Below are 21,157 nucleotides of genomic sequence, written 5' to 3' on the forward strand. Positions count from 1 at the left end.
GACCTGCGGGAGTGGGTCCGGCGGGTGTAAGGCACGATCTAGGCTTGCTGTGTGAGTTCGGCCCCTGGCGGCAAGCCCCGCCCCAACGGCCCGCGGCGCCGCGACCGCCACGGCCGCGGCATGCGCGGCCCGCTCGCCCCTTCCCACGTGCCCATCGCGCGCTCCCGGGGCGAGCGCTTCGACGATCTCGTGCTGGACGCGGTGGACCGCCTCAGGCCGAAATGGGGCGACCAACTGTCGTCCGTGGAGTTCGCCGTGGAGGACGTGCCGCCCGTGGCGGAACTCCTGGACGGCCCCGGCCGCCTCTCCTCCGACCCCATCCCCTTCGGCCGCGTCCAGTCGCCCACCGCGGCGTCCCCCGCCGTCGTCATCATCTACCGGCGGCCCCTCGAGGCCCGCGCCCGCGACCGCGACACCTTGGGCACGCTCGTCCACGACGTGGTGGTGGAGCAGGTGGCCACCCTGCTCGGCCTCTCCCCCGAGACCGTCGACCCCGGCTACGACGACCGCCACTGACTCCGCCCCCACTGACTCCGCCCGCGGTCAGGGCAGCACGGTCATGGGGGACTCGACGGTGGGGCGGGTCAGGGTCCAGACGCGGGACCGGGCCAAGGGGGTCGCCGTCAGCAGCAGGCCGTCCTTGGTGCGCTCGTCCATGATCTGGCCGCCGTAGACGGGGGCCGAGCCGGGCAGGGGGAGCACCACGAGGCTGTAGTCGCCCGACTTGCCCGCGGGAGGAGAGAGCTTGATCTCCTTGGTGCGGGAGGCGGGGATCTCGACGTCCACGGGGGCCGGCGGAGCGCCGCGGTCGGGGTAGGTCTGCAGGCGGACCCGGGCCGTGCCCTGCGGCGCGGACAGGATCAGGCGGGTGGAGACGTCCTTGGCCGTGCGGTTGTCCGCCAGCACGCTGCCGAGGTCCAGCGGGGCGGCGCCGGCGCTGAAGGCGATGTCCTGGGCGGCGCCGGTGCCGGTGATCATCAGGCCGGCGACGACGGGGACCGGGGCGGTGAGCACGATCGCCGAAGGCTGGCCGCCGACACCGGTGGACAGGTCCAGGGAGACGGTGGAGCCGGCGGGCACCTCGACGGTCTCGCGGTTCTTCATCGCGTAGAAGCCGTCGGCGGTCAGAGCCTTCACCTGGACCACGGTGTCGGACTCACCGGGGGCGGTGACGAACAGCTCGCGCCGCCCGCCGCCGCCCGGCAGGCCCGGCACGACCACCTGGGTGGCGGGGGCCGCGGCGAGGGGAAGCCAGTCGGTGCCCTTGCCGCCACTGAGGACGGCGCGGGCCGCGGCGGCCACCCGGCCGGTGGTGGTGCGCACCTCCACGGCCATGATCAAGGGGGACGGCGCCAGGTCGCTCACCTTGACCACGCGATGCTCGCCGGGCTGGAGGACCAGGGCGTTGCCGGACTCGCCGACCACGGGGCCCTCGCCCGCGTACACCATGATCTCGAGGACGGCCTGGGCGGCGTCGGCGTTGGTCAGGTGCAGGGTGACGTCCGCGGCGGCCGGGCCCGGGCCGACGAACCACGCGCTGGAACCCGGCTCGGCGCAGCGGACGGACGCTAGGCCCCGGGCGGCGCCGCGGGTCTTCTTCGTGGTCTGGACGGCTTCCAGGCCCGCGGCCATGGCGCCGGTGCCCGCGACCTTCACGGGGGCGGACCTGGCGGGCAGGTCCTTCTTCCACAACACGCCGGGACGGTCGAGCTCGGCCAGCGTGGCCGCCTTCGCCTTCACCTCGGCGACGGTCGCCCGGCCCGCGCCCTTGCCCCCCGGCGGGGTGACGGTGCTGACGCGGCCGCCCGCGGGGTCCGGGCAGACGGTGGTCACCGACTCCACCGCGACCCTGGCCGGCGCCGCGACGACGGGCTTCACCGGCGCGGGCCGGGTGACGTACGCGACCCCGTACAGCGCCGCGAGCGCCGTCACCACCAGCGCCAGGAACCCGAACCGGTTCTCCGTCAGCACCCGCACGGCCCCGGCTCCCCCACCGCCCCGCCGCCCCTTCCCCGCACGCGACGCACCCCCGGCCCCGTCCGACGCGGCGGGCCGTCCGGCCCCGTCCGCGGCGGCGGCTCGTCCGGCCTGGCCCGGCGCGCCGTCCGCGCCCTCCGGAGGGAAGCCGTTGTCCCGGCCACGACCAGGGCCACCCGGCCCCCAGCCGCCACCGCCCATGGAGCCGCCCGCGCCACCCGGAGCACCGGTGCCGCCCCAGGCGGCGTCCGCGCCGGCCGGGCGGCCGGCGCCGCCCCAGATGCCGTCCGGGCCGCTCGGACGGCCCGTGTCACCCATGGCGCCGCCCGCGCCACCCGGTGTACCGGTGCCGCCCCAGATGTCGTCCGGGCCGTCCGGACGGCCGGTGCCGCCCCAGATGTCGTCCGCGCCGGCGTCGCGGGGCTGCGTGGTGTCGCCGGTGGCGGGGGCGCCGGTGTCCGGCTTCATCCGGCGGCGGCCGCGGCGGCCGGTGGGCTCGGGGTCGGGGCCGTCCTCGCGTCTGCGGCGGCCCTTGCGTTCTGCCATCACCGGACCAGCACCCCCGGGGACTCGCGTTCCATCGGCTCGTCGGCGTAGTCGGGGGCGGGCTCGGTGCCGCGGGAACCCGGGGAGGCCAGGATCAGGACCACGGCGACCAGGACGAGCTGGATCCACAACCAGGCGTCGTGCCGGAACGTGTCGTGGGCGATGGTGACGCGGCCGCCGGCGGCGGGGGCGGCGAAGCCCTGGGCCCAGCCGTCCACGGTGGTGGCGGCGACGGGGCCGGTGGAGGCGCGGGCGCTCCAGCCGCCGGCGGGCTCGGCCAGCACCAGGGTGCGGGCGCCGGCGCCGGGCGGCACGGTGACGGCCCAGCCGTCCCCGGCGCGCTCCAGGCGCAGCGGGGTGCGGCGGCCGTCCGGGCCCAGCAGGTGCGCGCGGCCGAGTGGGGCGGTGAGGCGCCACAGGCCGCCGGTCGCCGAGAGGTTGACCCGGGACAGGGCGGGGTCGGAGTCGAGTGCCTGCCGCACGGCCGGGTCCACAGGCGCGGGCACCGCGACGAAGCGCACGCCGAACGTCGCGAGGGTGACGGCGTCGTCGCCGCCGCGCCCCGACACGACGCCCGCGATGACGCCGGCGAGGCGGCCGCGCAGCGCGTCCGGCACCGGCAGGTCGGTCTCGCCGATCAGCGGGGTGCGCCCCCGCAGCACGGTGAAGGCCAGCTCGCCGCTCGGTGCCCGCCGCAGCACCACGGTGCTCTCGCCGCCGGCCGAGTTGGCGGCGGCGTAGTCGGACACGACGTCGGGCACGCCGCGCCGCAGCGGCCCGGTCACGCCGTCGCGCACCCAGAGCCCCGCCACGGCCACCGGCCCGGCGAACGCCACCAGCACCACCACCACGGCCGCCACCCGCCGCAGGCCGCCGGCGCGGAACAGCTCAAGTACACGATGCCCGGTGAGCGCGGCGGCCACGATCAGCCCGGTGGCGGCGAACGCCAGCGGCACCCCCGGCCAGGCCGGCGCGCCGTCCACCGGCACCCGGGACACCACGATGGCGACCAGCACGCCGAACACCGTGACACCCCACCCGACCACGACCACCATCTGGTGGCGGCGCAGCAGCAGCGCCGCCAGCGCGGTGGCGATCAGGCCCGCGGTCACCCAGATGGGCGGCACCCCTGGCCCGCCGGGGCTGAGCAGCAGCAGCGACTCCGCGGGCAGCCGGGGATCGACCAGCGACGGCCGGTGCAGCCCCGCTTCGAGCAGGACGCGCCCCGGGTCGCTCACCGTCTGCGCCAGCCACGGCAGCAGCAGCACGACGGGCACCGCCATGGCGATGCCGAGCGACACCCCCACCCCGCGCCGCACCCCGCCGAAGGACACCGCCGCGAGACCGCCGAGCACGGCGACCAGCACGTACACCAGCGGCGCGAAGGCCGTGCCCACCGCGAGCAGCAGGCCGAGCGCCCACGCGGCCCGCCGGGCCCGGCGGCGCTCCCCCGTGATGACGGTGGAGGCGAGCGCGGCGTACGCGGGCAGCAGCACGAACACCACGGCCGTGCCGAGCCGCCCGGCCGCCACCACACCGGTCGCGACGGGCAGCAGCGCGTACGAGGCGGCGAGCCACACCCGGGCCGCCGGGGAGGAGATCATGGAGCGGGTCGCGACGTACGCGGACACCCCGGCGAGCGGCACGCACCCGAGCAGCAGCACCGAGACGGCGAGCCAGGTCTTGCCGAGGAACAGCGTGGACAGCGCGGCGAGCACCGCGACGTACGGCGGCGCCCAGGCCCCGGAGCCGAAGCCCGCCGCGTGGTAGCCGGAGGTGTAGAGCTCCCACAGGTCGGACGCCCCGCCCACCACGGGCACGAGCGCACCGCCGCCGAGCAGGCCGCCGAGCACCAGCGAGCGTTCCGCGGCCAGCGCGACCGCCGTCAGCGCGAGGGCGAGCATCACACCGGGGTTGCCGAACACCCGCTGCATCAGCCCGGCGTCGGTGAGCAGCTCGTCGCCCTCTTCCGCGGACGGCTCGGCGATCACCGCGTGGTGCCGCCCGGCCGAGTCGATGGGCCCGGAGCCCGAGAGGTACCCCTGGACCATGTCGGCCAGCCGCCGGTACGCCATGCCCTGCGGCGTGAACAGTTTCTTGACCTCGGGGTATCCCTGTTTCCTGCCCTCGCGCCGCGCCTTGCGAGCCCGCAGCAGGCGACCCGGGCGGCCGAGCACCGAGACGAGCGCGATGATCTCGTCCAGGGCGTTGGCCGGTTGTTTGGCGAGCAGCAGGAGCACACCACGCACCAGCGTGGCCACGATGTTGCGCGGCACCGACCACAGCAGGGACCGGAACGGCAGGTTCGCCATGATCACGAACATGGCGTTGCGCCGGTCGAGCCTGCGCGGGTGGTCGGTGCTCGCGGTCAGCCGCCGCCGGCGCCGGGACGCCGCCTCGGCGTGCCACACCACCGCGTCGGTGACGTTGAGCACGCGGTACCCGGCGGACGTGGCCCGCCAGCACAGGTCGAGGTCGTCGCGGAACAGGGGCAGATCGGGGTCGAGGCCGCCGAGCCGCTCCCACACCTCGCGTCTGACCAGCATGCCCGCGGTGGACACCGCGAGCACCTGGCGCACGCCGTCGTGCTGCCCCTGGTCGTACTCGCGGGGCTCGAGGCCGGTGTCGCGGCGGCCGGACCGGTCGACGGTGACGCCGGCCTCCAGCAGGATGCGGCGGTCCAGCCAGTCGCGGATCTTCGGGCCGAGGATGGCCGCCTTCTCGTCCGCCGCGGCGACGGCGAGCAGAGCGGCCAGCGCGTCCGGGTCGGGCGCGCAGTCGTCGTGCAGGAGCCAGATCCACTCGCCCTCGCCGGCCTTGGGCAGCCGCGCGAGCACGGCGGCCACCGCCTCGCCGAAACCGGTGGAGCGGGGCAGGGTCAGCACGCCGTTCACGCCGAACGCCTCGGTGAGCATGCGGCCGCCGCCGTCGCGGCTGCCGTTGTCGACACCTACGAGACGGTCAAGGGGCCGCGTCTGCCTGAGGACGCCGTCGAGTGTCTCTCTCAGCCAGCGGGCGCCGTCGTGGGCGACGACGATCGCGGTGACGGACATGCGGGACGGGTGCACGGAGATGGAATCCTCGGGTCGTATGGCTTGCGCCGATCACGATACGACACCCCCGGTGCGCGTGGTCCGGCACTCCGCCAATCCGGTCCACTCCGGTCCACCTGGTGACGGTCGCGGCACGGACCCGTCCCCCCGGACGGGGCGGCCGCCTGCCCGTCGTCAGCCTGCTTCGCGCTTGATGCGGCGCCGCTCCCGTTCCGACAATCCCCCCCAGATGCCGAACCTTTCGTCATGCTGCAACGCGTACTCCAGGCATTCGGCCCGGACTTCGCAGGAGCGGCACACCTTCTTCGCCTCTCGCGTCGACCCGCCCTTCTCTGGAAAAAACGCCTCCGGGTCGGTCTGCGCGCACAGTGCGCGCTCTTGCCACCCCAGCTCTTCCGCGCCGAGCATCTGTGCCATGACCAGGTCGGTCACTGCACACCTCCTGCCGATCGCCCGCCCGCCCCGCAACGGAGCCCCCCTTTTGGAACACCTTCCTCAATACCCACGATGTGAAAGGCGTAACAACACTGCTGTAATTACACGCGTGTGCTGCGTGTGACGTCAAGCGGCAGGATGGTTTCCGGGGAAAGACCAGCTCACCCCGGTACGCGGGCCCCGGCGGAGCGGGACCCGCCGTGGTGTCGGCGGTTTCAGCCGCCGGGGGCCCTCCAAGATCCCCCGATCGTGAATGCCCTCAGCGATCGGAACCGTACCAGGGGGCTCCCTGATCGGCTCCAGATTGTGCCTGATCTCTACCGGCGCTTTCCTCGGGCCTTGCCTGGGAGCCCCGTTCCGGCGCGTAGATGGCGGTCGGATCGATGGCGTCGCCCCGGCGCTGCTGCGGCGGCGCGGCCGGCAGCGGGGACGGCAGGGGCGCGTTCAGCGGGTCGTCCTGGAACGCCTTCTGCTCGGACCGCACGGTCCGCTCGACGGTCGTCTCCTCCCAGGCCCGGTCCTGCGGGTACGGCTGCTGTTCGGTGCCGTACGTCTGGCCGGTCCCGTAGATCGCGTCGGCCCTGGCCTGGTAGCTGCCGGGATCCACCGGCGTCTGCGGGTGACCGAAGGGGCTGCCGTAGCCGGCGGAGTACTCCGGTGCGCGCACCGGCTGCGTGCCGGTGGACTCGCCGCTCCCCTGCCGGCCGCCCTGGTTCTGGTAGTTCTGCGCCTGCTGGTACGCCTGCGCGATCTGCTGCATGCGCGCGTCCGCGGCGTCACCGTACAGCGGGGACGCCTCCGCGGGCCGCCCGTGCTCGCCGGTGGCGTAGCCGGACCCGTAGCCGGGCTGGTCAAGGGGGCTCACCTGCGGCGCGGTCTGGCCGTAAGCGGGATCGAGCGGGGTGACCTGCGGGCCGGTCTGCCCGGTCTGGCCGGTCTGCCCGGTCTGGCCGGTCTGCCCGGTCTGGCCGTAAGCCGGGTCGAGAGGAGTCACCTGCGGGCCCGTCTGTCCGTACGCCGGGGGCTGGTCCGCGGGGGCGGACTGCGCGGCGGTCAGACCGTAGGAGGAGTCCAGCGGGGTGACCTGCGGCCCGGTCTGGCCGTACGCCGGGGGCTGCTCGGCCGGGCTCGCCTGCGCGGCGGTCTGGCCGTACTGGGAGTCCAGGGGGGTCACCTGCGGGCCGGTCTGACCGTAGGAAGAGTCCAGCGGGGTGACTTGAGGGCCGGTCTGACCGTACGAAGAGTCCAGCGGGGTGACCTGCGGCCCGGTCTGGCCGTACTGGGAGTCCAGGGGGGTCACCTGCGGGCCGGTCTGACCGTAGGAGGAGTCCAGCGGGGTGACCTGCGGCCCGGTCTGACCGTAGGCGGGTTCGGCGGAGGTGGATTGCGGGAGGGCCTGCCGGGCGCCGGTGGTGAAGGCGTCAGGCGGGGAGGTGAAGGTGCCGCCGGAGGGGGTGTACGGCTGCGGCGTGTAGGCGGTGGGGCTCTCGGCGGGCTCGGCCTGCGGGCCGCCGACCGGGTACTGCGCCTGCGGGTACTCCTGCGGGGAGCGCTGAGGCGTGTAGGGCTGCTGGTCCGCCGGGACGTACGGCTGCGGCTCACCGGTGAACTGCGGGCCGGGGGGCACGCCGGGGGTGAGGTGGTCGCCGTACCCCTGGGGCGGGCCGAACGCCTGCGGGCCGGTCGGCTGCGATGAGCCGCTCTGGAGGGCGGGCACCTGGTGGCCGGGGCCGTCCTGCCCGAGACCCGGCTGATCCGTGCCCTGGGGACCGGCTCCCTGCGGGCCGAAACCTTGCGGACCGGCCTCCTGCGGGCCGAACCCCTGCGGACCGGCTGCCTGCGGGCCGAAACCCTGCGGACCGGCTCCCTGCGGGCCAGCTCCCTGCGGGCCGAAACCCTGCGGGCCCTGCCTGCCGGGCATCGGCTGGCCGGGGCCCTCCGGGCCGGACGCGTGGAACGGGACCGGGCCGCCGGGAGGCGGGCCGGTGTGGGCCGGTGCCATGCCGGGGGCGAAGCCCGGCGCGGGCGTGGGCCGCGAGCGGGGGGCGGCGGGCGGGAGCACCGACAGGGAGTACACCAGCGCGACCACGGTCAGCAGCAGGGCGGGGACGCCGGTGAGCAGCCACGACATCAGGTCCACCACGGACGCGCTCGCGAAGAGGTCGCCGAGCAGGCCGACCATCCCGAGCAGCGCGGACGCCCCCAGCGCGCCGATCACCACGAGGTGGATGAGCCGGGCCCGGGCCAGCGGGGGCCCGAACCGGGTGGCGAGGGCGAACGCGCCGAGCGCGAGTGCCGTGTGCACGGGGGAGGTGAGCGAGCTGAACGTGTGCACCGACCAGTCGCCGAAGGTGGTCCCCGTGAACAGAAGGCGCACCACCGCGATCAGCACGTCGGCGCACACCAGCGTAAGCATCAGGAACGCCGCGGGTTCGCGAAGCCGTCCGGGCTCTAGTTTGACCACAACTACCTACCCCCCAAGGGTCACTACGCCACCGAAGTTTCGCACATATCCCCACTTAAGGGCGTGCTGACCCACAAACCCCACTACTCCCTCCATCCTCACGGGCACGTTCCACAAGCCCCTGACCTGGGCCTCCGTCGAGCACCCCGGCCGAGCGTCCGCCCACCGGTACCACGGTGGAACACTTGACAACATGCGCATCGTGACCCTCGCCGGCGGCATCGGCGGCGCCCGCTTCCTGCGCGGGCTTCGCGCCGCCGCCCCCGGCGCCGAGATCACCGTCATCGGCAACACCGGCGACGACATCACTCTCTTCGGCCTGCGGGTCTGTCCCGACCTCGACACCGTCATGTACACCCTCGGCGGCGGCATCGACGAGGAGCAGGGCTGGGGCCGCGCCGACGAGCACCACATCGTCAAGGAGGAGCTGGCCGCGTACGGCATGGAGCCCCAGTGGTTCGGCCTCGGCGACCGCGACTTCGCCACCCACATCGTGCGCACCCAGATGCTCGACGCCGGCTACCCGCTGTCCGCGGTCACCGAGGCGCTGTGCGACCGCTGGCGCCCGGGGGTGCGGCTGATCCCCATGACCGACGACCGCGCCGAGACCCACGTGATCGTCGAGGACGCGCAGGGCCGCCGCGCCATCCACTTCCAGGAGTGGTGGGTGCGGCTGCGCGCGTCCGTCCCGGCGAAGGGCTTCGTGCTGGTCGGCGCGGAGGACGCCAAACCCGCGCCCGGGGTGCTCGAAGCGGTGCGGGACGCGGACGCCGTCATCCTGCCGCCGTCCAACCCGGTGGTGAGCATCGGGACGATCCTCCAGATCCCCGGCATCCGGGAGGCGGTGGAGGAGAAGCCCGTGGTCGGCGTGTCCCCCATCATCGGCGGTGCCCCGGTACGCGGCATGGCGGACGCCTGCCTCACCGCGATCGGCGTGGAGACCAGCGCGCAGGCGGTGCTCGAGCTGTACGGGCCGCGGCTGCTCGACGGCTGGCTGGTCGCCGAGGAGGACGCGGGCGTGGCGCTGGACGGGGTGCGGGTGGTGGCCCGGCCGCTGCTGATGAGCGATCCGGAGGCCACGGCCGCCATCGCGCGGGCGGCGCTGGAGCTGGTCAAGTGATCACGATCATCCCGGTGCCCGGCCTGCCGGAGGTCCGGCCGGGCGACGACCTCGCCGCGCTGATCTCCGGTGCCGTGCCCGACCTCGCGGACGGCGACATCGTGGTCGTCACCTCCAAGGTCGTCAGCAAGGCCGAGGGGCGGGTGCGCCGGGCCGCCGGGCGGGCCGAGGCCATCGCCGAGGAGACCGCGCGGGTCGTGGCGCGGCGCGGCGACACCGTCATCGCGCAGACCCGCCACGGGTTCGTGATGGCCGCCGCCGGGGTGGACGCGTCCAACACCGAGCCCGGCACGGTGCTGCTGCTGCCGGAGGACCCGGACGCCTCGGCGCGCCGGGTGCGCGCGGGGCTGCGGCCGGGGGTCGGGGTGATCCTCTCCGACACCTTCGGGCGGCCGTGGCGCAACGGGCTCACCGACGTGGCCATCGGCGCCGCCGGGGTACGGCCGCTGGACGACTTCCGCGGGCGGACCGACGCGTACGGCAACCCGCTGTCGGCGACCGTCACGGCTCTGGTGGACGAGATCGCGGCGGCGGCCGAGCTGGTCAAGGGCAAGCTGGCCGGGGTGCCGGTCGCGGTGGTGCGCGGTCTCTCCCACCTGGTGACCCCCGAGGACGGCCCCGGCGTGCGGCCGCTGATCCGGCCGGCGGACGAGGACATGTTCCGGTACGGCGCGGCCGACGTGCTGTTCGCCCGGCGCACCGTCAGGGAGTTCTCCGGTGCGCCCGTGGACCCGGCGGCGGTGCGGCGCGCGGTCGGCGCGGCCGTCAGCGCACCGGCGCCCCACCACACCACGCCGTGGCGGTTCGTGCTGCTCGAGACGCCGTCGGCCAGGGAGAAGCTGCTGGACGCGATGCTGGAGGCGTGGATCGCCGACCTGCGCGCGACCGGCTTCACCGAGGAGTCGATCGCCAAGCGGGTGCGGCGCGGCGACGTGCTGCGCCGGGCGCCGTACCTCGTGGTGCCGTGCCTGGTGGCCGACGGCGCGCACACCTACCCCGACCCGCGCCGCAACGCCGCCGAGCGGGAGATGTTCGTGGTGGCGGCGGGCGCGGGCGTGCAGAACCTGCTGGTGCACCTGGCCGTGGAGGGGCTCGGCTCGGCGTGGGTGTCGTCCACGATGTTCTGCCGCGAGGTGGTGCGCGAGGTGCTGGACCTGCCCGCGTCATGGGACCCGATGGGCGCCGTCGCCGTCGGCCACCCGGCCGCCCCGCCCCGCGAGCGGCCGCCGAGGGCCGCCGAGGACTTCATCGTCACCCGCTGAACGGCGCCGCCCCGTCCCGCGTCAGCCCGTCCTGGCGCAGGTGGGGTGGCACAGGCGGCGGGCCAGGGCACTCAGCACCACGTCGATGATCTCGCCGGGGGTGGACGCGACGTGCAGTGAGCCGTTGGTGATGCCGGTGATCTCGGCGAGGGCGTCACGGTCCACGCCCGAGCCGAACGCGATGACGATGATCTGCACCGGGCGGTCCGGGTCCCATTCCTCGCGGAGCTCGCGCACCAGGGCGGCCCGGGTCAGCCCGGCGCCGTCGTCGCGTCCGGCGGTGATGGCGAGCACCGAGTTGTTGCGCTCCGGGTCGTACTTCTTGGTGACCTCGCGGAAGCCCGCGAGGATGGTGTCGTACAGGGAGCTGCGGCGCTTGTCGTAGGCCTTGAGCGTGTGGGTCAGCTCGGTGAGGCGGCTGCGGCGGGTGAACTGGTCGTCCTCGCGGTCCGGCTGGCCGATCGGCCCGAGGCCGACCAGCTCGCGGTGGCCGAGCCCGCCGTCCAGGCCGTCGGCGAACTCCCACAGTCCCATGCTGGTCGTGTCGGGGAACAGCCGAAGCCCGGTGCGTGCCGCCTCCAGCGCCACCGACTGCCGGGTGGCGCCCTTGCGGCCGGCGATCGGCTCGGCCATGTGCCGGGACGCGTCGGCCATCACCAGCACGCCGGTCGGCGGCGCGAGGCGGCTCCAGGCCTCCAGGGCGGCGTCCACCAGCGGCGGGGTGATGGACGGGCGGGGGCGCGGCGGTGTGGGCGGGATCTCGGTGCCCGCGCCGAGCGGCGGTTCGTGGCCGCCTGGCGTGCGGAAACCACCCCGGCGGACGGCGGACCGCGCCTCCAGCGTGGTCAGCCATTCGCCGAACAGCCGGGCCCCGGCCGCGACGTCGGGCTCCTGCGCGGTGACGACGTAGGGGTAGTCGAGCAGGATGGTGCCCTCTTTCGGGTACAGCGCGACCACCGGGTCCGGTGACGCCGTGCGGCCCCGCAGCCACACCGACTGCTCGGGCACCACGACCACCGGGCGGCGCCAGTACGAGCGGTCCTCCACGGCGGCGATCATGCTGCGGTAGTCCGGCGCCGAGCCCGCCTGCGCCATGCGGACGAACGCGGTGAGCTGTTTGTCCCCCTCGCTGCCGGTGCCCGCGATGTCACGGGCCGCGGCGACCGTGGCGATCCCGGCGCCCGCCACCGACGGGTCGGGGATGCGCACGACGTCCGGCTCGTCCTCGCCCGGCTGGAGCCGGCCGCGCGCGGTGGCCGGGAAGACCATCTCCCAGCTCATCTCGGTCTTCCCGCCCGCGAACGTCTCGGCGAGGGAACGGCTGGTGGCGAACACCAGAGGCGAGGTGGCGACCACCGTCTCCTCCGGCGCGACACCGGCCGCGCCGGACGTGCGGGCCAGCCGGGTCCAGGCCGTGGAGTCGGCGATCCACGCGGCCGGGCGCCCGGCCGGCACACCCGCCGGGTCGCCGATCAGGGTGCGCAGCACGGGCGCGGGCGGCTGCTCGGCCACCTGCACGAGCACGCAGCGGCCGTCCACCGCGGTCTGGGTGGCGTTGAACCGCTCGGCGGCCTCCATGGCGACCGGCGCGAAGTCCACGGCGGCGTCCACGCCCACCAGCACGGGGTTGCGGGCCGAGCAGGGGCCGCCGCTGCTGCGGAACACCACGACGAGCACACCCGCGAGCACGACCAGCGCGAGGGACGCCGCCACCAGGCCGCCGCGCCGCCGCGGGACCTCGGCGAGCGGGTCCGCGCGGTGCCGACCTGGACGACCAGACGCCACGGTTCGCCTCTTTCGAGTGTCACGTTCCGGCGGATGAGCCCGACGATCGTGCAATGCCCGTCACGGGGCGCGCAACCCTCCCTCACCGTCGAATATGAAACTTGTTATAACCACGGTTCTCCGCTACAGCGACGCCAGCGGCAACGTGCGGCGTACGCTCCGGCAGACGCCGTCGCTGGTCCGGGCGGCGGCCACGCGCTCGTCCGCCGGCACGCCGTAGCTGGTAGTGCGCTGGCGCAGCGGGCGGCCGGTGGGTTCCACCATGGCGGCGATCTCGCTGATCGTCTTGTAGGAGCCGTTCTCCGAGCCGGCCATCCTGCTGATCGTCTCCTCCATCAGCGTGCCGCCGAGGTCGTTCACCCCGCCGGTCAGCACGTCGCGGCACAGGTCGTCGCGCAGCTTCACCCACGAGCACTGGATGTTGGGGACGGCGCCGTGCAGCAGCACACGGGCCAGGGCGTGCACCGCGCGGTTCTCCCGGGCGGTCGGGCCGGGACGGGCGACGCCGGCCAGGTAGATCGGCGCGCTGTGGTGCACGAACGGCAGCAGCACGAACTCCGAGAAGCCGCCGGTGTCCTCCTGGATCGTGCGGATGAGGCGGATGTGCGCCACCCAGTGCGCCGGGGTGTCCACGTGGCCGTACATCATCGTGGCCGTGGTCGGGATGCCGAGGCGGTGCGCGGTGGTGATCACCTCGATCCAGTCGCGGGCGGGGAGCTTGCCCTTGGTCAGCACCCACCGCACGTCGTCGTCGAGGATCTCGGCGGCGGTGCCGGGCATGGAGTCCACCCCGGCCTCCCGGGCGGCCTGGAGCCAGTCGCGCACGGACATGCCGGTGCGGCTCGCGCCGTTCATGACCTCCATCGGCGAGAAGGCGTGCACGTGCATGTCCGGGCAGCGGGCCTTGACCGCTTTGGCGATGTCGAAGTACGCGGTGCCCGGCAGGTCGGGGTGGATGCCGCCCTGCATGCAGACCTCGGTGGCGCCCGCCTCCCACGCCTCGGCGGCGCGGCCGGCGACCTGGTCGAGGGACAGGGTGTAGGAATCGGCGTCGGTGCGGCGCTGAGCGAAGGCACAGAACCGGCAGCCGGTGTAGCAGACGTTGGTGAAGTTGATGTTCCGGTTCACCACGTACGTCACGTCGTCGCCGGCGGCCTCCCTTCGCAGGCCGTCGGCGATGCGGCACAACTCCGTGAGGTCGGCCCCGTCCGCGCCGAGCAGGGTGAGGGCCTGGTCGTCGGTGAGGGAGGCGGGGGCGGACTCGGCGCGGCACAGGGCCTCACGCATGTCGCCGGAGATCTTCGGGGCCGCACCGGACGGGAGGCGGTCGCGCAGGGCGTCCCAGTCGCCGTAGACGTCGTCGAAGTCGTCGCGGCGGTCCGCCGAGCGGCCGGTCTCGTCCACGGCCGTGTGCAGGTCGGTGCGGCCGGCCGCCGTGAAGCCGCCGTCCGGCTCCTGCCAGGGACGCCCCTCGGGCAGGACGTCGCGGGCCAGGCCGGTACGCGGGTCCGCCAGGGCGGCGACGTGGCCGGTCAGGCGGGGGTCCAGCCAGGGCTCGCCGGCCAGCACGTACTCGGGGTAGATGGTCAGCCGTTCCTTGAGCGTGAACCCGGCGGCGGCCGTACGGGCGGCGAGCTCGTCGATCTGCGGCCAGGGGCGCTCGGGGTTGACGTGGTCCGGGGTCAGGGGGGACACGCCGCCCCAGTCGTCGATGCCCGCGCGGATCATCAGGGCGTACTCGTCGCCGATGAGGTTCGGCGGGGCCTGGACGCGCGCCTTCGCGCCGAGCACCAGACGCGTCACGGCGATGGTGGCGGCCAGCTCGCGCAGGTCCGCGTCCGGCATGCCGCGCATGGCGGTGTCCGGCTTGGCGCGGAAGTTCTGCACGATGACCTCCTGCACGCCGCCGTACTCACGGGCGACGCGCCGGATCGCGAAGATCGACTCGGCGCGGTCGGCGACGGTCTCGCCGATGCCGATGAGGATGCCCGTGGTGAACGGCACGTTGGACCGCCCCGCGTCCTCCAGCACCCGCAGCCGCACCGCCGGGTCCTTGTCCGGGGACCCGTGATGGGCGGCGCCCCTCTCCTCGAAGAGGCGGCGTGAGGTGGTCTCCAGCATCATGCCCATGGACGGCGCCACCGGCTTCAGCCGCTGCAGGTCCCCCCAGCTCATCACGCCCGGGTTGAGGTGCGGCAGCAGCCCCGTCTCCTCCAGCACCCGCACCGCCATGGCCCGCACGTAGGACAACGTGTCGTCGTACCCGTGCGCGTCCAGCCACTCCCTGGCCTGGTGCCACCGGTCCTCCGGCCGGTCCCCCAGGGTGAACAGCGCCTCCTTGCACCCGAGCGCCGCCCCCCTGCGGGCGATGTCCAGCACCTCGTCCGGGCTGAGGAACGCCGCCGGCACCTTGCCCGGTGCCGTGGCGAACGTGCAGTACCCGCACCGGTCCCGGCACAGCCGCGTCAACGGGATGAACACCTTCCTGCTGTAGGTGACCACCCCCGGCCGTCCCACCGAGTCCAGTCCCGCGTCCCGCACCCGCCCCGCGTACTCGAGCAGCCGCTCCAGATCGCCGCCCCGAGCGTGCAGCAGCACGGCGGCCTCCGCCACGTCAAGCGCCTTACCGTCCCTGGCTCGCGCCAGTGCCCGCCGCATCGCGGCTTCCGTCGGGATCACGTCCATGCATCGCACAGTACGAAACTCCCGGCCCCACCGGGGCCGCCGGGTCCAGTGTTTAGCACCCCTTAACCGTTCACCCCAGCAGAACTCGATGGACATTAAAATATGCACGCGAACATACTGAGGAGGACGCCGCAAGGCCCCCGGACCCGGCACCAGCCCCGCCCGGACCCCAGGACCCGCACCGGGTCCCCATCCCCTAGGAGCCCACGATGTCCTGGCTCATCCTCGCCTTCATCGTCACCGCCGCCGTCCTCGCCCCCCTGTTCGGCGCCGACACCCGCGACGGCCGCGACTGGAAGCGCACCACCCCCGGCACGCCCGCCACCCCCCGGCGTTCCCGCCGCGTGGCCCACGCCCGCGAACGGCGTCCCGTCGTCCACACCTCCGTCCTGCGCCCGCACCGAGGCACCGGCGCCTGACCGCTCCAGGCGAGCCGCACTAGTCTGGCCCCGTGCGTGAACGGAGATGGCGGCCCGAGGGGCCCCTCGACGTGGTGGGCACGCTGATGCCGCACCGCCGGGGCTCCGGTGACCCCGCCTGGCAGCGCGCCCCGGACGGCGCGATCTGGCGGACGTCCCGCACTCCCGACGGCCCCGGCACGCTCCGGGTCTCGGCGCATCCGCGCGAGGGCCTGGTGCTCGGACGTTCGTTCGGCCCCGGGGCGGAGTGGATGCTGGACACGCTGCCCCAGTTGCTCGGCGCCGCCGACCCGCTCGCCGACTTCCGTGCCCTGATGGACCGGCTCGGCGCCGGCGGGCACGAGCTCGTCCGCGAGCTGGCCCGCCGCTACGGTGACCTGCGGGTCGGGCGCACGCTGCGCGTCTTCGAGGCTCTCGTCCCCGCCGTCCTGGAACAGAAGGTCGTGGGCAGGGAAGCCCGCCGCGCCTGGCGGTGGCTCCTCACCCGCTACGGCGACCCGGCCCCCGGCCCGGTCCCCGCCGGGATGCGCGTCTGCCCGCCCCCCGAGGTGTGGCGGACCATCCCGTCGTGGGACTGGCACCGCGCCGGTGTGGAGGGCGTCCGCGCCCGCACGATCATCAACGCGGCCCCCCACGCGGGGAAGTTCGAGTCCGCCACGTCCCAGGAGGCCGACCGGCTCCTGCGCGCCCTCCCCGGTATCGGCGTCTGGACCTCCGCCGAGACCCGCCAACGCGCCCACGGCGACCCCGACGCCGTCTCGGTCGGCGACTACCACATCCCGTCCCTGGTCGGCTGGTCCCTCACCGGCACCCGCACCGACGACACCGGAATGCTGAACCTCCTCGCCCCCTACCAGGGCCACCGCCACCGCATCGTGCGCCTCCTGGAACTGGGCGGCACCCGCCCGCCGGCCCGCGGCCCCCGGATGGCCGCCCGCGACTACCGGTCCTTCTGAGCGGGCCGCCCGGCGAGCCGGAGGGGGTCAGATCTCGCTGGAGAAGCGGATCGAGCAGGCGGGGAGGTGGACGCCGGGCCAGATGCGGACGCCGGACAGGAGTTCGTTGTCGGCGCCGATCACGGCGCCGGCGCCGATCACGGCGTTGCGCAGGGTGGTGCCCGAGCACACCCGCGCGCCGGCGCCTATCACCGACTCGTGGATCGTCACGCCGGATTCGATGACGCAGTCGTCGTCAAGGACGCTGCCGTGGACGGTCGTGTCGGACATCACCCGGGCTCGGGCGCCCACCACGGTGCCCCCGGAGAGTTTGGCGCTGGAGGAGATCTCGGCGCCGGGCAGGGACAGGGACTCTCCGGTCGGGGCGGGGAGGGCGGGAGAGTCCAGGCGGCCCAGCACCAGGTCGCAGGAGCCCTGGACGAAGGCGGCGGGGGTGCCGACGTCCAGCCAGTAGGTGCGGTCGGCGTAACCGAGGACCAGGTCGCCGGACTCGATCATGCCGGGGAAGGTTTCCCGTTCCACCGAGACGACGCGGCCGGCGGGGATGCGGTCGATCGCGGAACGCTGGAAGACGTAGCAGCCGGCGTTGACGCGGTTGGTGACGGGGTTCGGGGTCTTCTCCAGGAACGCGGTGACCTTGGCGTCGGCGTCGGTGGGGACGCAGCCGAAGCGGGACGGGTCGTCGACCTCGGTCAGGTGGAGGGTCGCGGCGGCGCGGCGGTCGACGTGCATGCGGACCTGTGCGCCGATGTCGTGGCCGGACAGGATGTCGCCGTTGAGCACCAGCACGGGGGCGTCGGGGGGGCAGGTGAGGGCTTCCGCGGCGTTCCTGATGGCGCCGCCGGTGCCCAGGGGGGTGCGTTCGGTCATGTACTCGAGGGACAGGCCGAAGGCGGAGCCGTCGCCGAAGGCTTCGGTGAACATCTCGGCGCGGTAGGAGGTGGCGAACACGATGCGCCGCACCCCGAAGGCCCGGGCACGGGCGAGCTGGTGGGCGAGGAAGGGGACGCCGGCCGTGCGGAGCAGCGGCTTGGGGGTGCGCAGCGTCAGGGGGCGCAGGCGGGTGCCCTGCCCGCCGACGAGGAGGATGGCCTCAAGGTGCGCCGGCTGCGGCGGGTGGGTGTCCGTCACAACCGTGAGGCTAGCCCACTGATCCGGCTTCGCGGACAACGATATGGCACCGCCCGGCCGCACCGGGCACCACCGGAGCGCGTCACCGCAGGTGAGAGCGGGGTTCCGGGCACCATCTGAGCGCCGATCCTCCGCGAGTGGCGTGCTTCACTGCTCCAGCGCACGCTGGTACGACTGCAGGTGCGCCTCCGCCGAGGCCTCCCAGGTGAACTCACGCGAGCGGGCCAGGCCCGCGGCGGCCAGCCATTCCCGGCGTTCCTCGGACTCCAGCAGGGCCCGCAGGGCGTCCCTGATGCTCGTGGCGTCCGGCTCGGTGTACGCGACGGCCTCGCCGCCGACCTCGGGCAGCGAGGTGCGGTGGGTGGTCAGGACGGGGGCGCCGCAGGCCATGGCCTCCAGTACCGGCAGGCCGAAGCCTTCGCCGCGGGACGGGAAGGCGACCACGACGGCGCCGCCGAGGAAACCGGGCAGGTCGGCGTAGGAGAGGTAGCCGGGACGGACGACCCGCACGGTGACCGGCAGTTCCTCGATGGCGGCGTCCACCTCGTCCTCCCACACCGCCGCGCTGGCCAGCACCAGCGCCGGCGGGGACGGCAGGTCCGCCACCGCCTGGCCGAAGCCCCGCACGAGGTTCGGCACGTTCTTGCGCGGCTCGAAGGCGCCGAGGAACGCGACGTACGGCTGCCCGTGCAGGCCGAGCCGGTCGGCGGCCTTGCGCACCTCGGCGGGGGACGGCGGGTGGAACAGCGCCGTGTCCACCCCGTGGTAGGCCACGTCGATGCGGGTGGGGTCGGCCCCGAGCACCCGCTCCAGCTCGTCCCTGGTGGCCTTGGACGGCACCACGACCCGGGCGGCGTTGCGCACCGACGTGCGGGTGGCGGCGCGGAAGAACGACGCGCGGTCGTTGTCGGCCCGTGCCTCGGTGAACCATGTCACGTCGTGCACCGTGGCCACCGTGGGCACACCGGAGTGCAGCGGCATCGAATAGTACGGCGCGTGGATGACCTTGGCGCCCACCTGCCGGGCCAGCACCGGCACCCCGGTCTGCTCCCACACCAGCCGGGTGCCCCGGCTCGCGATGGCCGGCGGGCCCGGCAGCACCTCGGCCTTGGGCGCCAGGCGGCCGTACCGCTCCGCGTCGGACCGCTGGCACACGATGGCGAGGTCGGCCCCCGCCCGCCCGAGTGCCGCAACGAGCCCGTCGACGTACCGGATCAACCCTCCGCGGTCCGCCGGGACCGCCGCGGCGTCAACGAGAACTCGCGCCCTCAAGAGCGATCGCTCCTTCCGCACTTCCCATCACGTCACGCGGAGACCTCAGGCAAGCGGCGGCACCGGGGACACAGGTCCCCTCCACGCCGCCATCGCCCCGATCCCCACCCTCTTCACTCTATTCCGACGGGCCCGGAACCCGTGAGAGAAATCACGCCCCATTTCCCCCGAACCCCACCCCACGAACAGGCAAACAACAATCCATGGGCCATGTTTCGGCACGATTTCAGTCGTGCGGTGCCCCCGCGCGGCGCGCGGCGAGACCCGCCGCGGCGGCGCAGACCAGGTCCCCGAGGGAGACCACCAGTCGGGAGCACAGAGCGGCGGCGATGGCCGGGCCGGCGTCCAGCACGGGGGCGAGCGCGGCGACCATGGCGACCTCGCGCACCCCGGCGCCCGCGGGGGCGATCACCACGACGAACCCCAGGCACCAGGCCAGCGCGAACGCCCCGAACGACAACGCGAACGCCCGGGGCCCTGTGCCGCCGAGCCCGGCGACGATCAGGGCGAGGTGCGCCCCGTACGCCGCCCAGCCCGCGAACGCCCACGCCGCGGACACCAGCACGCCGCGCCGGGTCAGGGGGCGTTCCAGCGGCGGCCGCTTCAGCACGCGCAGGCCGAGGCCGAGCAGGCCGTTGACGACCCGGGGGTGCAGGCCCGCGACCAGCACGGGCAGCAGCAGGAGCAGCCACGCGTACCCGGTGACCGACCCCCCGGCGAGGCCGGGAAGGGTCAGGACGGCCACGGTGATGCCGCTGGCCAGGTACAGCGGGTAGGTCAGGAAGAACGCGGCGGCGCTGCGCGGCCGGGGCACCCCGAGGTCCCTGCCGAGCTCCATCTGCGCGAGCACCGGCCACAACGACCCCGGGATGTACTTGCCGAGCTGCCCGACGAAGAAGACCTTCCCCGCGTCCCGCAGCGCCAGCGGCGAGCCGAGGTCGGCGAGCAGGGCCCGCCACATCATCATGCCGGCCACCAGGGCGGCCAGCACGGCCACCACCGACCCGGCCACCAGGCCCCACGACAGCCGCCCGAAGCCTTCGGCCACGGCGTCCCACCGCGCGGCCACGGCCCACGCGCCGAACCCGAGCGCGACCGCGAGGAACCCGTACCGCACCAGCCTCCTGCGCACCGGGACGGCCCGCTTGGGGATCTCGGCGCGGCCGGTCGTGCCGGTGGTCACGGCGTGCGAACGGGCTGCGGCGGCTGGGGCAGGGCGTCGCCGAGGGGGGCGCGGGGGGTCTTGGTGGCCACCCACAGGTAGGTGGGCACGACGGGCAGCAGGCCGCGCAGGGCGGTGCGGGGCGTGCGGGCGAGGGTGGCCTGGACGGCGCGGCCGGCCGCGCCGCCGAACAGCTCCCCGCCGGCGAAGCGGTCCGGGGTGGCGAGCACGGGCAGGGAGTAGTCCCAGATGTGGAAGTCGCGCAGCATGCGCCGCAGGCCGCCCCGGGTGCGGAACCGCTCGTGGTAGTGATCGGCGCGGCCGGAGAGGCGCACGTACCGGTCGGCCGCGGCGGGAGGCAGGTAGGACAGGAACGGCAGCTTGTAGTGCGGCTCCATGACGCCGAGCCGGTTGCCGAGCCCGAGGTAGAGGACACCGTCGTCCGCGAGCACCCGGCGCATCTCCTTGATCACCGCGTCGGGGTCCACGACGTGCTCGTAGATGTGGTTGAACACCAGCGCGTCCACCGACCCGTCGGGGAACGGCAACGCCGTGCCGTCCGCGCACAGGAACGTCACCCGCTCGCCGAAGCGCTCCGACGCCTTGCGCAGCCCCGGCACGTCGATGTCCACCCCGATGGCGTGCCGGGCCCCGGCCGAGGCCAGCTCGTCGGCGATGAACCCCGCGGAGCAGCCGACGTCGGCCACGGTCATGCCCTCCAGCGCCGCGCCGGGCTCCCGCCCGAGGAAGTGCCCGAGCACCGCGATGATCTTCGCGGCCTTGCGCCGCCGCTTGGCCTCGTCCAGCATCGCCCCTTGGAACTCCGAATAGGCGAGCTGGACCCCGCGTTCCTTACCCACGCCGCCCAAGACTAGTGCGCCGCCCATGCC

At 74.5% G+C, this 21,157-nt stretch carries 15 protein-coding genes; 5 read left to right on the top strand and 10 right to left on the bottom strand.

The annotated features are described in order from the left end of the window. Positions 1-51: 51 nt before the first annotated feature. On the top strand, positions 52-516 hold the full coding sequence (locus tag ABGB17_RS06770) for a metallopeptidase family protein (protein ID WP_347626930.1): 465 nt from the start codon (positions 52-54) through the stop codon (positions 514-516). A gap of 27 nt (positions 517-543) precedes the next feature. Here ABGB17_RS06770 and ABGB17_RS06775 read toward each other — a convergent pair whose 3' ends face one another. The 4 genes from ABGB17_RS06775 to ABGB17_RS06790 all read right to left on the bottom strand — a co-directional run bounded on the left by ABGB17_RS06775 (position 544) and on the right by ABGB17_RS06790 (position 8,427). After that, the gene (locus ABGB17_RS06775) at positions 544-2,523 is read right to left on the bottom strand and encodes a DUF5719 family protein (protein ID WP_347626931.1); all 1,980 of its coding nucleotides are present in this window, start codon (positions 2,521-2,523) and stop codon (positions 544-546) included. Further along, positions 2,523-5,576 (bottom strand): glycosyltransferase family 2 protein, encoded by a 3,054-nt coding sequence (locus ABGB17_RS06780; protein ID WP_347626932.1) that lies wholly within the window; start codon positions 5,574-5,576, stop codon positions 2,523-2,525. Before ABGB17_RS06780 ends, ABGB17_RS06775 begins: the two co-directional genes overlap by 1 nt. Positions 5,577-5,750: 174 nt before the next feature. Then, positions 5,751-5,993 (bottom strand): WhiB family transcriptional regulator, encoded by a 243-nt coding sequence (locus ABGB17_RS06785; RefSeq protein ID WP_184889896.1) that lies wholly within the window; start codon positions 5,991-5,993, stop codon positions 5,751-5,753. Between the two features lie 277 nt (positions 5,994-6,270). Then, entirely contained in the window at positions 6,271-8,427 is a 2,157-nt protein-coding gene (locus tag ABGB17_RS06790; RefSeq protein ID WP_347626933.1) for a hypothetical protein, read from the bottom strand. A 241-nt stretch (positions 8,428-8,668) separates the two neighbouring features. Between ABGB17_RS06790 and cofD the strand changes: the two genes are divergently transcribed. Both cofD and ABGB17_RS06800 read left to right on the top strand, forming a co-directional pair. Then, the gene (cofD, locus tag ABGB17_RS06795) at positions 8,669-9,595 is read left to right on the top strand and encodes a 2-phospho-L-lactate transferase (RefSeq protein WP_347626934.1); all 927 of its coding nucleotides are present in this window, start codon (positions 8,669-8,671) and stop codon (positions 9,593-9,595) included. Next, positions 9,592-10,857: a coenzyme F420-0:L-glutamate ligase gene (locus tag ABGB17_RS06800; RefSeq protein WP_347626935.1), complete on the top strand. Its 1,266-nt coding sequence runs from the start codon at positions 9,592-9,594 to the stop codon at positions 10,855-10,857. The genes cofD and ABGB17_RS06800 overlap by 4 nt, the downstream gene beginning before the upstream one ends. Positions 10,858-10,878: 21 nt before the next feature. Here ABGB17_RS06800 and ABGB17_RS06805 read toward each other — a convergent pair whose 3' ends face one another. Both ABGB17_RS06805 and ABGB17_RS06810 read right to left on the bottom strand, forming a co-directional pair. Beyond that, on the bottom strand, positions 10,879-12,642 hold the full coding sequence (locus ABGB17_RS06805; RefSeq protein ID WP_347626936.1) for a substrate-binding domain-containing protein: 1,764 nt from the start codon (positions 12,640-12,642) through the stop codon (positions 10,879-10,881). A gap of 123 nt (positions 12,643-12,765) precedes the next feature. After that, entirely contained in the window at positions 12,766-15,327 is a 2,562-nt protein-coding gene (locus ABGB17_RS06810) for a bifunctional FO biosynthesis protein CofGH (protein WP_347626937.1), read from the bottom strand. Positions 15,328-15,536: 209 nt separating this feature from the next. Between ABGB17_RS06810 and ABGB17_RS06815 the strand changes: the two genes are divergently transcribed. Both ABGB17_RS06815 and ABGB17_RS06820 read left to right on the top strand, forming a co-directional pair. Continuing rightward, positions 15,537-15,746, top strand: coding sequence for a hypothetical protein (locus tag ABGB17_RS06815; protein WP_347626938.1), 210 nt, complete (start codon positions 15,537-15,539; stop codon positions 15,744-15,746). A 32-nt stretch (positions 15,747-15,778) separates the two neighbouring features. Next, complete coding sequence (locus ABGB17_RS06820; RefSeq protein ID WP_347626939.1) at positions 15,779-16,702, top strand: DNA-3-methyladenine glycosylase 2 family protein; 924 nt, start codon at positions 15,779-15,781, stop codon at positions 16,700-16,702. A 27-nt stretch (positions 16,703-16,729) separates the two neighbouring features. On the opposite strand, the gene ABGB17_RS06825 is transcribed toward ABGB17_RS06820, so the two are convergent. From ABGB17_RS06825 to ABGB17_RS06840, 4 genes are all read right to left on the bottom strand, one after another. Continuing rightward, positions 16,730-17,833 (bottom strand): NDP-sugar synthase, encoded by a 1,104-nt coding sequence (locus ABGB17_RS06825; RefSeq protein WP_347626940.1) that lies wholly within the window; start codon positions 17,831-17,833, stop codon positions 16,730-16,732. A 147-nt stretch (positions 17,834-17,980) separates the two neighbouring features. Beyond that, a complete protein-coding gene (locus ABGB17_RS06830) occupies positions 17,981-19,105 on the bottom strand; it encodes a glycosyltransferase family 1 protein (RefSeq protein WP_347626941.1) in 1,125 nt (374 codons plus the stop codon). Between the two features lie 226 nt (positions 19,106-19,331). After that, entirely contained in the window at positions 19,332-20,288 is a 957-nt protein-coding gene (locus ABGB17_RS06835) for a lysylphosphatidylglycerol synthase domain-containing protein (RefSeq protein ID WP_347626942.1), read from the bottom strand. Continuing rightward, complete coding sequence (locus ABGB17_RS06840; RefSeq protein ID WP_347626943.1) at positions 20,285-21,127, bottom strand: class I SAM-dependent methyltransferase; 843 nt, start codon at positions 21,125-21,127, stop codon at positions 20,285-20,287. The genes ABGB17_RS06835 and ABGB17_RS06840 overlap by 4 nt, the downstream gene beginning before the upstream one ends. Positions 21,128-21,157: the final 30 nt, after the last annotated feature.

This window comes from Sphaerisporangium sp. B11E5, assembly GCF_039871875.1.
In the GTDB taxonomy this organism is placed as follows: Bacteria; Actinomycetota; Actinomycetes; order Streptosporangiales; family Streptosporangiaceae; genus Sphaerisporangium.

Bases quoted from the DNA above. Each gene is read 5' to 3' on its own strand.
- ABGB17_RS06775 (WP_347626931.1), bottom strand. From the start codon at position 2,523: ATGGCAGAACGCAAGGGCCGCCGCAGACGCGAGGACGGCCCCGACCCC.
- ABGB17_RS06780 (WP_347626932.1), bottom strand. From the start codon at position 5,576: ATGTCCGTCACCGCGATCGTCGTCGCCCACGACGGCGCCCGCTGGCTG.
- ABGB17_RS06785 (WP_184889896.1), bottom strand. From the start codon at position 5,993: ATGGCACAGATGCTCGGCGCGGAAGAGCTGGGGTGGCAAGAGCGCGCA.
- ABGB17_RS06790 (WP_347626933.1), bottom strand. From the start codon at position 8,427: ATGCTTACGCTGGTGTGCGCCGACGTGCTGATCGCGGTGGTGCGCCTT.
- cofD (WP_347626934.1), top strand. From the start codon at position 8,669: ATGCGCATCGTGACCCTCGCCGGCGGCATCGGCGGCGCCCGCTTCCTG.
- ABGB17_RS06810 (WP_347626937.1), bottom strand. From the start codon at position 15,327: ATGGACGTGATCCCGACGGAAGCCGCGATGCGGCGGGCACTGGCGCGA.
- ABGB17_RS06815 (WP_347626938.1), top strand. From the start codon at position 15,537: ATGTCCTGGCTCATCCTCGCCTTCATCGTCACCGCCGCCGTCCTCGCC.